Raw genomic sequence first — 14,714 nt, forward strand, 5'->3', positions numbered from 1 at the left:
TATTCCTTAAGACTATGCCTGCAATGAGTTTAATTCATTTCAGTCCTGGACGGGGGCTCTCTATACTGGCGCTCTCTATTTTTTAAGGACATACCCTCATGGCTGTGGCGATAAGCCGCGTGACGCCTGCCGTTATTCATCGACTCCAGATCCCCGTTCAGGTTCTGTTGTATGCAGGTCTCTTTGTATTTGCTCAATATCTTGTCTCCTGGCTGCATCTGCCGCTTCCTGCCAACCTGGTAGGGATGGTGCTGATGCTGGCGTTAATTGTCTGTCGAGTTATCCCGCTGAACTGGATTCGCGCAGGTGCTCGCTGGTTACTGGCTGAAATGCTTCTGTTTTTTGTCCCGGCGGTGGTCGCCGTTGTGAACTACACGCAGCTGTTGCTGGTTGATGGCTGGCGTATATTTGCCGTGATTGCGATCAGTACGCTGATGGTGCTCGGCGCAACGGCGTGGGTCGTGGATAAAGTGTATCGCTATGAAATGCGCAGGTTAAACCGTGAGTAATTTCCAGTTAAGCGTATTGTGTCTGGTGATTACGCTGGGTATCTACTTTGCCAATAAGCGTCTGTATCGCCGTTTTCGTAAATTACCCCTGATGCCATTAGTTCTCACCCCGGCCCTGCTGGTGCTGATGCTGGTTTTCGGCCATATCTCCTGGCAAAACTATATTGGTGAATCGCACTGGTTGCTGTGGCTGTTAGGCCCGGCTACCATCGCCTTTGCCGTTCCGGTGTATGACAACCTTGCCGTGATTAAGCGTCACTGGATGTCGCTGACGGCGGGCGTGGTAACGGCAACGCTGGTGGCCGTCACCAGTTCCGTATGGCTGGCGCGCCTGTTTATGTTGCCTGATGAGATCCAACGCAGTCTGGCGGTGCGCTCCGTCACCACACCGTTTGCGCTGGCGGCGGCAGAACCGTTGGGCGGGCAGCCGGACCTGGTGGCATTGTTCGTGGTGGTGACCGGTGTATTTGGTATGGCGGTCGGCGATGTGCTGTTTTTACGGCTTTCTATTCGTGAAGGGATGGCGAAAGGCGCAGGATTTGGCGCAGCATCGCACGGCGCAGGCACGGCACGCTCTTATGAGCTCGGTCAGCAGGAAGGGGTCGTTGCCAGCCTGGTGATGATGCTTTCCGGCGTGGTGATGGTGCTGGTGGCACCACTGGTGGCGAAGCTGATGTTCTGAGAAAGGATGTAATCCTCCGGCCCGAAAGCCGGAGGAGAAGGGAAGTTAGTGCGCGCGACCTTGTTCTACGCCGTACCCGGTCTGGGAACGGATGAACTGAGCACGGAACTGCTCGCGTTCGCGGTTGCCTTCTTCTGAGTTGTCGGTGGCAGAGAAGAACCAGATCCCGAGGAATGCTACGCTGATGGAGAACAGCGCCGGATACTCATACGGGAAAATGGCTTTTTCGTGTCCGAGGATCTGGACCCAAATCGTTGGGCCAAGCACCATCAGCACAACCGCCGTCAGCAGGCCTAACCAGCCACCCAACATTGCGCCACGCGTGGTCAGTTTTGACCAGTACATGGAGAGCAGAATGATAGGGAAGTTGCAGCTGGCCGCGATAGCAAACGCCAGGCCCACCATGAAGGCGATGTTCTGGTTCTCAAACAGCACGCCGAGCAGAATAGCAATCACGCCCAGCACCAGTACGGTAATCTTCGAGACTCGCAGCTCTTCACGTTCAGTTGCGCCTTTACGGAACACGTTGGCGTACAGGTCGTGAGACACTGCCGATGCGCCCGCCAGAGTCAGACCGGCAACCACCGCCAGAATGGTGGCAAACGCCACGGCTGAGATGAAGCCGAGGAACAGGTTACCGCCCACCGCATTCGCCAGGTGAACCGCCGCCATGTTATTACCGCCAATCAGCGCGCCCGCAGCATCTTTGTACGCCGGATTTGCACCTACCAGCATGATTGCGCCAAAGCCGATGATAAAGGTCAGGATGTAGAAATAACCCATAAAACCGGTGGCGTAGAACACGCTCTTACGTGCTTCGCGGGCATCGCTAACCGTGAAGAAGCGCATCAGGATGTGCGGCAAGCCTGCCGTACCAAACATCAGGCCGAGACCCAACGACAGTGCGGAGATTGGGTCTTTTACCAACCCGCCCGGGCTCATAATGGCTGAGCCTTTCGGGTGTACCGCCATCGCTTCGGTGAACAGATTATTGAAGCTAAAGCCGACGTGTTTCATCACCATAAAGGCCATGAAGCTGGCACCGAACAGCAACAGTACGGCTTTGATGATTTGTACCCAGGTGGTCGCCAACATGCCGCCAAACAAAACGTACATCATCATCAGCACGCCAACCAGTACGACAGCGATGTGATAGTTCAGACCAAACAGCAGCTCAATCAGCTTACCTGCACCAACCATCTGCGCGATCAGGTACAGCGCAACCACCACCAGGGAACCACAGGCGGACAGAATACGGATTGGCCCTTGCTTCAGACGATAAGACGCAACGTCGGCAAAGGTGTAACGACCCAGGTTACGCAAACGCTCAGCAATCAGAAACAGGATAATTGGCCAGCCAACCAGGAAGCCGAGGGAATAGATCAGCCCGTCATAACCCGAGGTAAACACCAGCGCGGAAATCCCGAGGAACGATGCCGCCGACATATAGTCGCCCGCAATCGCCAGCCCGTTCTGGAAACCGGTGATGTTACCGCCAGCGGTGTAGTAGTCATTACGCGAACGTACGCGCTTTGACGCCCAGTAGGTAATGCCGAGCGTAAAGATGACGAAAATCAGGAACATGATAATCGCCTGCCAGTTGGTTGGCTGGCGCTGGACTGCACCGCTAATAGCATCCGCCGCGTTTGCGGCGAAGGGCAGCGTGGCGGCAAGCGCCGTCAGGACTCTCTTCATGATGCTTTAACCTCGTGCAGAACCGCATTGTTCAGGCGATCGAATTCACCGTTTGCCCGCCAGATGTAGATCCCGGTCAGGATGAAGGAGATAAGGATCACACCGACCCCAATCGGAATACCGCGGGTGACGCTGGTTCCCGCGTGTAGCGGAGTACCCAGCCAGCCCGGCGCAAAGGCAATCAATAAAATAAAGCCGATATAAACTGCCAGCATGATGATGGACAGAATGGTGGCAAACCGTTGCCGTTTTTCCACTAACTCCCTGAAACGCGCACTGTCTTCTATCCGCTGATAAATTTGGTCATTCATCACAGAGCTCTCCAGAGGTCCCCTTCGTCTTTCGCGCAGCAGGCATGACCTGGCTGCTGTCGCAGTCCTGCAACGCGAAATCCTTTGGGGGAGGTTTTTTATATTTCCCTCCCGGTGAAGAGAGGGTAGGGTCAGATTTGTAGGCCGGATAAGACGCTTTCGCGTCGCCATCCGGCATTTTCAGGACTTTGTTATGATGGCATCGCGATGGCCTGCTTCTCTTCGAGCAGTTTCTCAACTACGCCAGGATCGGCGAGGGTCGAGGTATCGCCCAGATTGCTGGTATCGCCCGCCGCGATTTTACGCAGAATGCGGCGCATGATTTTGCCGGAGCGGGTTTTCGGCAGTGAGTCGGTCCAGTGCAGCACGTCTGGCGTTGCCAGCGGGCCAATTTCTTTACGCACCCAGTTGCGAACCTCGGCGTACAACTCAGGTGACGGTTCTTCGCCGTGATTCAGCGTGACGTAGGCGTAGATCGCCTGACCTTTAATGTTATGCGGGATACCGACCACTGCGGCTTCAGCAATCTTCGGATGCGACACCAGCGCTGATTCGATTTCAGCCGTTCCCAGACGGTGGCCGGAGACGTTCAGCACATCGTCCACTCGTCCGGTGATCCAGTAATAGCCATCTTCGTCACGGCGCGCGCCGTCACCGCTGAAGTACATATTCTTGAAGGTAGAGAAGTAGGTTTGCTCAAAGCGTTCATGATCGCCAAACAGGGTTCTCGCCTGGCCTGGCCACGAGTCGGTAATCACCAGGTTACCTTCCGTCGCGCCTTCCAGCGGATTACCTTCGTTATCGACAATCGCAGGCTGTACGCCAAAGAACGGACGGGTTGCAGAACCGGCTTTCAGCTCGGTAGCGCCCGGCAGTGGGGTGATCATGAATCCCCCGGTTTCGGTTTGCCACCAGGTATCGACGACCGGGCATTTTTCGTTGCCGATCTTCTTCCAGTACCACTCCCACGCTTCCGGGTTGATCGGCTCGCCAACGGAACCCAGGATACGCAGCGACGAACGGTCAGTACCTTCAATCGCTTTGTCGCCTTCTGCCATCAGTGCGCGAATGGCGGTCGGTGCGGTATACAGAATATTGACCTGGTGCTTGTCCACAACCTGCGACATACGCGCAGGCGTTGGCCAGTTTGGCACACCTTCAAACATCAGCGTGGTTGCGCCGCAGGCCAGCGGGCCGTACAGCAGGTAGCTGTGTCCGGTTACCCAACCCACGTCAGCGGTACACCAATAGATATCGCCCTGATGATAATCAAACACGTACTTAAAGGTGGTTGCAGCGTAGACCAGATACCCGCCGGTGGTGTGCAGCACGCCTTTCGGCTTGCCGGTTGAACCGGAGGTATACAGGATAAACAGCGGATCTTCCGCGTTCATCTCTTCCGGTTGGTGTTCTGAGCTGGCTTTCTCGATAAGATCGGACCACCACAGGTCACGGCCTTCCTGCCACTCCGTTTTACCACCGGTACGTTTGAGGACGACCACATGTTCAACGGTTTTCACGTTTGGATTTTTCAGCGCATCATCCACGTTCTTTTTCAGTGGGATAGCGCGTCCGGCGCGTACGCCTTCGTCGGCGGTGATCACCAGGCGTGAATTGGAGTCGATAATACGTCCGGCGACGGCTTCCGGTGAGAAACCGCCGAAGATGACAGAATGCACGGCCCCAATGCGGGCACAGGCCAGCATGGCAACCGCAGCCTCTGGCACCATCGGCATATAAATGGCCACCACGTCACCTTTTTTAATGCCTAAATCCAGTAGCGTATTGGCGAAACGGCAGACATCGCGATGCAACTCGCGATAGGTAATGTTTTTGCTTTGGGTAGCGTCATCGCCTTCCCAGATAATGGCGGTACGATCGCCGTTTGCCTGCAGATGGCGGTCAAGGCAGTTTGCGGCCAGGTTCAGAGTGCCGTCTTCGTACCATTTAATAGACACGTTGCCTGGTGCGAAGGAGGTGTTCTTCACCTGGCTGTACGGCTTGATCCAATCAAGAATCTTTCCCTGCTCGCCCCAAAATGTGTCGGGTTCGTTAACGGATTGCTGGTATTTCTCTGCGTACTGCTCCGGATTTATCAGGCAACGATCCGCAATGTTTGCGGGAATAGCGTGTTTATGTATTTGGCTCATGGCTTTTGTTCTCCTTGTAGGATGTTAATAATATGTCTCATAAACGTTAAATGTAGGGGCTTTGAGAGTTTTGTTTAGTATTTGCGCGGCAGATCACGCAATAAACGAATTGTGCAAATTAGCGACAAACTGAATTTTGAAGGGAACTAGCAAAAATTGATCAAATCTCGCGATAACATGCAGTTATCTAAAGGATTGTTGAAAAGGTGATCTGTCTCTGAATTAGACAAAAGAGTGAGAGGTTAGAGGGGTGTTATAACTCTAAAGTGGTATTTTACATACACTTACAATTGATTAAAAACAACATTTTCAGTGTGGTTTCTTGTTACAAATAGGGTGGAGCAATGTCATGACAGTATTCGTGTGGTTGCTGTTGTGGAAAACAATAAAAGAACCGCCATTGCAGATAATGGCGTCATCTGGATGAGACCCCTATGGCAAGGATAAAATCACGCGTACGCCGTTTCTTCAGCCTGTTATTACCTTTATTATTTATTTCTGCTGTTCACGCTGAACAAACTTCTGTACCTGCAAAAACCGTCACCGTTGAAGCGAAGAATGAAACCTTCGCACCTCAGCATCCCGATCAATATCTCTCCTGGAAAGCCACGTCTGAGCAATCAGCCCGTGAAGATGCACTGGCAGAAGATCCGCGTCTGGTGATCCTGTGGGCGGGATACCCATTCTCGCGCGATTACAACAAACCGCGGGGACACGCGTATGCCGTGACCGATGTCCGTGAAACCTTACGTACCGGCGCACCAAAAACGGCAGAAGATGGTCCGTTGCCGATGGCCTGCTGGAGCTGTAAAAGCCCGGACGTAGCGCGTCTTATCCAGAAAGACGGTGAAGATGGCTACTTCCACGGTAAATGGGCGCGCGGCGGTCCGGAAATTGTTAACAACCTCGGTTGTGCGGATTGCCATAATACCGCGTCACCAGACTTCGCCAAAGGCAAGCCAGAACTGACTCTGTCGCGTCCTTATGCAGAACGTGCGATGGAAGCCATCGGCAAACCGTTTGAGAAAGCCGGTCGCTTTGACCAGCAATCCATGGTCTGCGGCCAGTGTCACGTGGAATACTACTTCGACGGTAAAAACAAAGCCGTTAAGTTCCCGTGGGACGACGGCATGAAAGTCGAGAACATGGAGAAATACTACGACAACATTGCTTTCTCTGACTGGACCAACTCCCTGTCTAAAACGCCGATGCTGAAAGCGCAGCACCCGGAGTATGAAACCTGGAGCGCGGGCATTCACGGCAAGAACAACGTGACCTGTATCGACTGCCACATGCCGAAAGTGCAAAACGCGGAAGGCAAGATCTACACCGACCATAAGATTGGTAATCCGTTCGATAACTTCCCTCAGACCTGCGCGAACTGCCACACCCAGGACAAAGCGTCCCTGCAAAAAGTGGTCGCCGAGCGTAAACAGGCCATTCATGACCTGAAAATCAAGGTTGAAGATCAGCTGGTTCGTGCGCACTTCGAAGCGAAAGCCGCATGGGATGCGGGCGCGACTGAAGCGGAAATGAAGCCGATTCTGGAAGATATCCGTCACGCACAATGGCGCTGGGACCTGTCTATCGCCTCACACGGCATTCATATGCACGCCCCGGAAGAAGGTCTGCGGATGCTGGGTAGCGCAATGGATAAAGCCGCTGACGCGCGTACCAAACTGGTCCGTCTGCTGGCGACCAAAGGCATCACGCATGAAATTCCGTTGCCGGATATCTCGACCAAAGAGAAAGCCCAGGCGGCGATTGGTCTGAACATGCAGCAAATCAATGCTGAGAAGCAGGACTTCATCAAAACGGTGATTCCGCAGTGGGAAGATCAGGCGCGTAAAAACGGTCTGTTAAGCCAATAACCCCATTTCGCCCCGCAAGGGGCGGATAACTCAACGGAGTGAATATGAGCGTATTACGTTCGTTATTAACTGCTGGGGTGCTGGCGTCAGGCTTGTTATGGAGCCTGAGTGGAATCACTGCCACGCCAACGCCACAGGAGTCGGATCAACGCTGGACGGTTACCCAACAGCGTAATCCGGATGCCGCTTGTCTGGACTGTCACAAGCCGGATACCGAAGGCATGCATGGTAAGCATGCGGAAGTCATCAACCCGAATAACAAACTGCCGGTCACCTGCACCAACTGTCACGGCCAGCCGTCACCGAACCACCGTGAAGGGGTGAAAGATGTGATGCGCTTTAATGAGCCGATGTACAACGTGGAGCAGCAGAACAGCGTCTGTATGTCCTGTCACCTGCCTGAGCAGCTGCAAAAAGCGTTCTGGCCGCACGATGTCCACATAACCAAAGTGGCGTGTGCCAGCTGTCACTCACTGCATCCGAAGCAAGACACGATGCAAACGCTGAGCGATAAAGGACGGATCAAGATTTGCGTCGATTGCCACAGCGATCAGCGTAACAATCCGAACTTTAACCCGGCGTCGATTCCGTTGCTTAAGGAGCATCCATGAGTTGCTCTCGTCGCCAGTTTATCACCGGCGTCGGCGCGCTGGTGGCAGTGAGCGGGACGGCGGGGCGCGTTGTGGCGAAGACGCTGAACATCAACGGCGTGCGTTACGGTATGGTACATGATGAGTCATTATGCATCGGCTGTACGGCCTGTATGGATGCTTGTCGCGAAGTCAACAACGTGCCGGAAGGCGTATCGCGTCTGACGATTATTCGCAGTGAGCCACAGGGTACGTTTCCTGATGTGAAGTATCGCTTCTTCCGTCACTCGTGCCAGCACTGCGACCACGCTCCCTGCGTTGACGTCTGCCCGACGGGGGCATCGTATCGCGATGCCGCCAGCGGCATTGTGGATGTGAACCCGGACCTTTGTGTTGGCTGCCAGTACTGCATCGCCGCGTGTCCTTATCGCGTGCGCTTTATCCATCCGGTGAGCAAAACGGCGGATAAATGCGATTTCTGCCGGAAAACCAACCTGAAAGCGGGCAAACAGCCCGCCTGCGTTGAGTCATGTCCGACGAAGGCGCTGACGTTTGGTAATCTGGACGATCCCAACAGCGATATCTCCCGTTTGTTGCAGCAGAAAACGACCTACCGTTACAAGCTGGCGTTGGGTACAAAACCGAAGGTCTACCGCGTTCCCTTTAAATTTGGGGAGGTGAGCCAATGACATCCGCTTCTGCATTTCATTTTGAATCATTGGTGTGGGACTGGCCCATTGCCATCTATCTGTTCCTGATAGGTATCTCTGCCGGACTGGTCACGCTGGCGATTCTGCTGCGTCGCTTCCATCCGGAGGCGGGCGGTTCGGACAGCACGCTGCTGCGCACTACTCTGGTGTTAGGACCGGGGGCGATTATCCTCGGTCTGTTAATTCTGGTGTTCCACCTGACGCGTCCATGGACTTTCTGGAAACTGATGTTCCACTACAGCTTCACTTCGGTGATGTCAATGGGGGTCATGCTGTTCCAGTTGTACATGGTGGTATTAGTGCTGTGGCTGGCAAAAATCTTTGAAAAAGAGGTGATTGCGCTGCAACAGCGCTGGCTGCCGCGGTTAGGTATCGTGCAGAAAGTATTGACGCTGATCGGGCCTTTCCATCGTGCGCTTGAGACGTTAATGCTGGTGCTGGCGGTTCTGCTCGGGGCGTACACCGGCTTCCTGCTGTCGGCGCTGAAATCTTACCCGTTCCTGAATAACCCGATTCTGCCGGTGCTGTTCCTGTTCTCTGGGATCTCCTCCGGCGCCGCGGTGGCGCTGATCGCCATGGCGTTACGCCATCGTAGCAACCCGCACAGCACCGAAGCGCACTTTGTGCACCGCATGGAAGTCCCGGTGGTATGGCTGGAGATCTTCCTGCTGGCGGCGTTCTTCGTCGGTCTGGCGCTGGGCGATGACGGCAAAATGCGCGCGCTGGCGGCGGCACTGGGCGGCGGATTCTGGACCTGGTGGTTCTGGCTTGGCGTGGCTGGGCTTGGGCTGATACTGCCGATGCTGCTAAAACCCTGGGCCAACCGCAGTTCGACGTTTCATGGCGTGCTGGCAGTCTGCGGCGCCAGCCTGACCGGCGTACTGCTGCTGCGTTTTTTTATACTCTATGCGGGTCAGCTAACCGTTGCGTAAGGTGATATCTGGACGTTCTCCTTCCTGAAGCCGGTTTTCTGGCGCTGTTATTAAGCCTTGGGGTCAACGTGTTGACCCCGCTTGCCGTGTTGGTGGGTGTCCGCCAGCGCTGGCAAGGGGTGATGCGGCTTGCAACGGTGGGCGTGTGGGCGCAATTTACCCTGCTACTGCTGGCTTTTGCCATTCTGGTATTCTGCTTTTTGACCAGCGACTTTTCGGTGGTCTACGTTGCTCAGCACAGCTACAGCCTGCTGCCGTGGGGATTAAAACTGGCGGCGGTGTGGGGCGGTCATGAAGGATCGCTGCTGCTGTGGGTGCTGTTTCTTTCCGGCTGGAGCGCGCTGTTCGCTTTACGCTATCGGCGTGATACCGACGCGCTGTTTCCGCTGACGCTCAGCGTCCTTTCAATGATAACGGCCCTGCTGTTGCTGTTTGTGGTGCTATGGTCCGATCCGTTCGTGCGCATCTTCCCGCCAGCCATTGAAGGGCGCGACCTTAACCCGATGCTGCAACATCTCGGGTTAATCCTCCATCCACCTCTGCTGTACCTGGGTTACGGTGGTTTGATGGTGGCGGCAGGCGTGGCGCTGGCCTCGCTGCTACGTGGTGACTTTAATGCGCAGAGCGCCTGGGTGTGCTGGCGCTGGGCGCTGCCCGGCTGGTGCGCGCTGACGCTGGGGATTATCCTCGGCTCCTGGTGGGCCTACTGCGAGCTGGGCTGGGGCGGCTGGTGGTTCTGGGACCCGGTTGAAAATGCCTCCTTATTACCCTGGCTTTCCGCCAGCGCGCTGCTGCATAGCCTGTATATCACGCGCCAGCGCGGAATCTTCCGCCACTGGTCGCTGCTGCTGGCGATCGTCACGCTGATTTTATCGCTGCTGGGGACGCTGATTGTGCGTTCCGGCATTCTCGTTTCGGTGCATGCTTTCGCGCTGGATAACGTCCGCGCCGCGCCGCTGTTTGCGCTGTTTACCGTGTTGAGTCTGGCGTCGCTCGGGCTGTACGCCTGGCGGGGCCAGCAAGTCCGGCAGAATGCACGTTTTGGCGGTTGGTCACGCGAGATGCTGATTCTGGTTGCGCTGCTGCTCTTTAGTGCGGTGCTGCTGATTGTGTTGATTGGCACGCTCTACCCGATGATTTACGGGCTGTTCGGCTGGGGACGGCTCTCCGTAGGCGCACCGTACTTTAACCGTGCTACGCTGCCCTTTGGCCTGCTGATGCTGCTGGTTATCGTGCTGGCAACGGTCAGAAGCCGCAACGTGTCTTTCCGCATCCAGCTTCCGGCACTGCTGGCGCATGCCGGGGTGCTGATGTTTGCGGCGGGGATCGTCTTTTCCAGCGGTAGCCGTCAGGAGATAAGCCTGAACCTGAGCCCTGGGCAGCAGGTTGAACTGGCGGGTTACATTTTCCGTTTTGAGCGTCTCGACCTGGAAGCCAAAGGTAACTACACCAGTGAAAAAGCGCAGATCACGCTGTGGCACAATGAGAAACGTATTGGCAGCCTGCAACCCGAAAGGCGCTTCTATGCCGCGCGCCGTCAACAGATGATGGAGCCGGGGATCCGCTGGAATCTGATGCATGACTGGTACGCGGTAATGGGTGAAAAAACCGGACCTGACCGCTATGCCATGCGTTTGTACGTGCAGACCGGCGTGCGCTGGATTTGGGGTGGGGGACTATTAATGGTCTTTGGCGCGCTGCTGAGCGGATGGCGAGGAAGGAAGCGTGATGCGTAAATTAATAACAGCGTTGCCGGATGGCGGCGTAAACGCCTTATCCGGCCTACAGGCAGCGCGAACCGTAGGCCGGATAAGCGCAGCGCCTTCCGGCAAAAAATTTTTACTCTTAACGCTCCTCCTGTTTTTCATCCCTTTCGCTACCCATGCCCAGGTTGTGGACACATGGACGTTTGCCAACCCGCAGCAGCAAGAACAAGCGCTGTCTATTGCCAGCCAACTGCGCTGCCCGCAGTGTCAAAACCAAAACTTGCTGGAATCCAATGCGCCGGTAGCGGTCAGTATGCGCCATCAGGTTTATAGCATGGTGGCGGAAGGGAAAAGCGAAGCTGAGATCACGACATGGATGACCGAGCGTTATGGTGACTTCGTTCGTTATAATCCGCCGCTGAATGAGCAAACGTTGCTGCTGTGGGCGTTACCGTGCCTGTTGTTATTGCTGGTAGGTGTGGTGGTCTGGCGAGTGAGAAGACGTCAGCATACGGAGGAGGGTGAGCAATGAACCAGTCCGAACCGCTGTTACGCCCAATGCCTGTGAAGCGGCTGACCGCTGCGGCGGTGCTGATGGCTGTGGCCTGCATAGGAGGCTACTTGTTGACGCCAAAATGGCAGGCGGTTCGTCAGGAGCAGACGAGACTGGCGGACCCTTTACATGCTTTCACCGATGAGAATGTTCAGGAAAAACAGCTGCTTTTGCTGCAATCGCAGATTCGTGCTAATCCACAGGACGGCGTGAAATGGGCGCAACTCGGGGAGTATTATCTTTGGCAAAACGCGTATCATAATGCGCTGCTGGCCTACGAACAGGCGCTGCGTGTCGGCGGTGAAAATGCTGAGATCTATTCAGCGATGGCAACGGTATTGTATTACCAGGCCGGACAACATATGACGCCGCCCACTCGCGAGATGATTGATAAGGCTCTGGCGCTGGACCCGGCAGAGGTCACCGCGCTGATGCTGTTAGCCTCAGATGCGTTTATGCAGGCAGACTACGCCCAGGCTATTTCAGTGTGGCAAAAGGTTATGGATTTAAACTCGCCGAGGGTGAACCGGGCACAGCTCGTTGACTCTATTAATATGGCGAAGTTATTACAGAATCGGCAAAAATAAATTTGTTTTTTTTGTGATTTGTATCATTTGGCCTGTTTAAAAAACAGGCAAACGAACAAATGGGCGAAAAAAACTCACACCATGACTTCTTCATTTTTGAACATATTAAAATTCTTTTATAACAAAAAGTTATTCATCAATACCGCGATAAAATTGCATTTTTATGCATAAAATCAGCCAAAAGCCCTGTTCTTAGAGGGTTGCGCGGAATGCCATGCAGATGATAATGATAATAAGCGTTAAAAAACTCCATAAACGAACGCAACACAATTCATACCCTTTCAGTATGTACTATTCCCACACACCGCATGTGGAATAGCGCTCCATCGAGGAAGTCCGTTGTTATGAAAAATTTGAAAGTCAGCCTGGCATGGCAGATTCTAATCGCCATGGTGCTGGGCATTCTGCTAGGGAGTTACCTGCATTACCATAGTGACAGCCGTGAATGGCTGGTTGTAAACCTGCTGTCACCGGCGGGCGATATCTTTATCCATCTGATCAAAATGATCGTTGTGCCCATTGTCATCTCTACGCTGGTTGTCGGTATCGCCGGAGTCGGTGATGCAAAACAGCTGGGCCGCATTGGCGCCAAAACTATTCTCTATTTCGAAGTGATCACCACCGTGGCGATTATCCTTGGGATCACGCTGGCTAATGTGTTCCAGCCGGGTTCCGGGATTGATATGTCGCAACTGGCGACCGTGGATATTTCGAAATATCAAAGCACGACTGCAGAAGTACAGAGCCACGCGCATGGTTTGATGGGGACAATTTTGTCACTGGTGCCGACCAATATCGTCGCCTCAATGGCAAAAGGCGATATGCTGCCGATTATCTTCTTCTCGGTGCTGTTCGGTTTAGGCTTGTCTTCCCTGCCGGCAACTCACCGCGAGCCGCTGGTTACCGTGTTCCGCTCTATTTCCGAAACCATGTTTAAAGTGACCCACATGGTTATGCGCTATGCGCCAGTCGGCGTTTTCGCGCTGATTGCCGTTACCGTCGCGAACTTCGGTTTTGCCTCCCTGTGGCCGCTGGCGAAGCTGGTGCTGTTGGTGCACTTTGCCATCCTGTTCTTCGCGCTGGTGGTGCTGGGGATTGTCGCGCGTATCTGCGGTTTGAGCATCTGGATCCTGATCCGCATTCTGAAAGACGAGTTGATTCTGGCTTACTCTACCGCCAGCTCCGAGAGCGTACTGCCGCGTATTATCGAGAAGATGGAAGCCTATGGCGCACCGGCTTCAATCACCAGCTTTGTGGTGCCGACCGGCTACTCATTCAACCTTGATGGTTCAACGCTGTACCAGAGTATTGCCGCGATCTTTATTGCGCAGCTGTATGGTATCGACCTGTCGCTGTGGCAGGAAATCGTGCTGGTGTTGACGTTGATGGTGACCTCGAAAGGGATTGCGGGCGTGCCGGGCGTATCATTCGTGGTGCTGCTGGCAACGCTGGGCAGCGTGGGGATCCCGCTGGAAGGCCTGGCGTTTATTGCCGGTGTTGACCGTATCCTCGACATGGCGCGTACCGCGCTGAACGTGGTGGGTAACGCACTGGCGGTGCTGGTTATCTCCAAGTGGGAACACAAATTTGACCGCAAAAAAGCGCTGGCCTATGAGCGCGAAGTATTAGGTCAGTTTGATAAGACCGCCTTGTAGGCCGGATAAGGCAACGCCGCCATCCGGCAACCTGCTCCGGGTTGCCTGATGGCGCTACGCTTATCAGGCCTACAACGGCTACCCATTGGTTAACTTATCAAACTCTTCGCAGCCGGTATCGAATCCTTCCGTACAGCTCAAATTCAGCCAGTGCAGTGCCTTCTGTTTATTCTTCACGATAAAACCCTGCTCACCGTTTAAGAACATCATCCCAGCCCAGTATTCGGAATAACCGGTGCGGGAAATGGCAGAGCTACGTTTGAAATACCACGTCGCTTTCTCATCGTCTGCGGGAATACCCACGCCGTTGGCGTAAATCAGCCCAAGCAGCATTTGCGCGTCGACGGCGGAGTCGTTTTCCAGGTCCTCGGAGGCGTTTTGCAGCAAGGTAATGGCTTTGGGGTAATCGGTGTGTCCAGCCTGAGTGTTGACCAGAATACGCGCCAGCGTAATTTCCCCGGTTTTACTGCCTGCCTGGGTCGCTTTTTCCGCCAGCGTTTTGGCCTGGGGGTAATCCAGACTGACCGGATTGGTAATCTTAATCTGAGCCAGCAATGCGTAAGCATCGGCATCACCATTGTCGGCGGCTTTTTGCGCCCAATATTCCGCTTTACCCAAATCGCCTGAGCTAAACCAGGTATCAGCGAGGAAATATTGTGCACGTCGGTCTCCGGACTCGGCGGCTTTCAAAAACTGACTACCGGGCTCTTCGGCATGGACAAAGCATGTCATTAACACCATCAAGGCGAAAAGTCGTTTCATC

12 protein-coding genes and 1 pseudogene are annotated in these 14,714 nt (G+C 54.4%); 9 read left to right on the forward strand and 4 right to left on the reverse strand.

Annotation, left to right across the window (positions count from 1 at the left end; all coding sequences use genetic code 11):
* Positions 1 to 98: 98 nt before the first annotated feature.
* Together OGX89_RS15255 and OGX89_RS15260 are read left to right on the forward strand one after the other, a co-directional pair.
* Entirely contained in the window at positions 99 to 509 is a 411-nt protein-coding gene (locus OGX89_RS15255; RefSeq protein ID WP_003826638.1) for a CidA/LrgA family protein, read from the forward strand.
* Positions 502 to 1,191 (forward strand): LrgB family protein, encoded by a 690-nt coding sequence (locus tag OGX89_RS15260; protein WP_003826639.1) that lies wholly within the window; start codon positions 502 to 504, stop codon positions 1,189 to 1,191. The genes OGX89_RS15255 and OGX89_RS15260 overlap by 8 nt, the downstream gene beginning before the upstream one ends.
* Before the next feature lie 45 nt (positions 1,192 to 1,236).
* Here OGX89_RS15260 and actP read toward each other — a convergent pair whose 3' ends face one another.
* From actP to acs, 3 genes are all read right to left on the reverse strand, one after another.
* Positions 1,237 to 2,886, reverse strand: coding sequence for a cation/acetate symporter ActP (gene actP, locus OGX89_RS15265; RefSeq protein ID WP_003826641.1), 1,650 nt, complete (start codon positions 2,884 to 2,886; stop codon positions 1,237 to 1,239).
* Complete coding sequence (locus OGX89_RS15270) at positions 2,883 to 3,197, reverse strand: DUF485 domain-containing protein (RefSeq protein ID WP_003826643.1); 315 nt, start codon at positions 3,195 to 3,197, stop codon at positions 2,883 to 2,885. Before OGX89_RS15270 ends, actP begins: the two co-directional genes overlap by 4 nt.
* 191 nt (positions 3,198 to 3,388) lie before the next feature.
* The gene (acs, locus tag OGX89_RS15275) at positions 3,389 to 5,347 is read right to left on the reverse strand and encodes an acetate--CoA ligase (protein ID WP_003826645.1); all 1,959 of its coding nucleotides are present in this window, start codon (positions 5,345 to 5,347) and stop codon (positions 3,389 to 3,391) included.
* A 434-nt stretch (positions 5,348 to 5,781) separates the two neighbouring features.
* Between acs and nrfA the strand changes: the two genes are divergently transcribed.
* The 7 genes and pseudogenes from nrfA to gltP all read left to right on the forward strand — a co-directional run bounded on the left by nrfA (position 5,782) and on the right by gltP (position 13,951).
* A complete protein-coding gene (gene nrfA / locus OGX89_RS15280; protein WP_003826647.1) occupies positions 5,782 to 7,218 on the forward strand; it encodes an ammonia-forming nitrite reductase cytochrome c552 subunit in 1,437 nt (478 codons plus the stop codon).
* Positions 7,219 to 7,262: 44 nt separating this feature from the next.
* Positions 7,263 to 7,829, forward strand: a complete 567-nt coding sequence (gene nrfB / locus OGX89_RS15285; protein WP_063941231.1) for a cytochrome c nitrite reductase pentaheme subunit — start codon at positions 7,263 to 7,265, stop codon at positions 7,827 to 7,829.
* On the forward strand, positions 7,826 to 8,497 hold the full coding sequence (gene nrfC, locus OGX89_RS15290; protein ID WP_003031761.1) for a cytochrome c nitrite reductase Fe-S protein: 672 nt from the start codon (positions 7,826 to 7,828) through the stop codon (positions 8,495 to 8,497). The genes nrfB and nrfC overlap by 4 nt, the downstream gene beginning before the upstream one ends.
* On the forward strand, positions 8,494 to 9,450 hold the full coding sequence (gene nrfD / locus OGX89_RS15295; protein ID WP_003826653.1) for a cytochrome c nitrite reductase subunit NrfD: 957 nt from the start codon (positions 8,494 to 8,496) through the stop codon (positions 9,448 to 9,450). The genes nrfC and nrfD overlap by 4 nt, the downstream gene beginning before the upstream one ends.
* 8 nt (positions 9,451 to 9,458) lie before the next feature.
* Positions 9,459 to 11,688 (forward strand): annotated as a pseudogene (nrfF, locus tag OGX89_RS15300) (heme lyase NrfEFG subunit NrfF).
* Entirely contained in the window at positions 11,685 to 12,296 is a 612-nt protein-coding gene (gene nrfG, locus OGX89_RS15305; RefSeq protein ID WP_126957357.1) for a heme lyase NrfEFG subunit NrfG, read from the forward strand. Before nrfF ends, nrfG begins: the two are co-directional and overlap by 4 nt.
* 344 nt (positions 12,297 to 12,640) lie before the next feature.
* A complete protein-coding gene (gene gltP, locus OGX89_RS15310) occupies positions 12,641 to 13,951 on the forward strand; it encodes a glutamate/aspartate:proton symporter GltP (protein WP_003826659.1) in 1,311 nt (436 codons plus the stop codon).
* A gap of 78 nt (positions 13,952 to 14,029) precedes the next feature.
* Here the strand turns inward: gltP and yjcO are convergent, their stop codons facing one another.
* The gene (gene yjcO / locus OGX89_RS15315; RefSeq protein WP_032934129.1) at positions 14,030 to 14,713 is read right to left on the reverse strand and encodes a Sel1 family TPR-like repeat protein YjcO; all 684 of its coding nucleotides are present in this window, start codon (positions 14,711 to 14,713) and stop codon (positions 14,030 to 14,032) included.
* Position 14,714 lies beyond the last annotated feature (1 nt).

It is taken from the genome of Citrobacter sp. Cpo103 (genome assembly GCF_030332605.1).
GTDB lineage: Bacteria > Pseudomonadota > Gammaproteobacteria > Enterobacterales > Enterobacteriaceae > Citrobacter > Citrobacter portucalensis.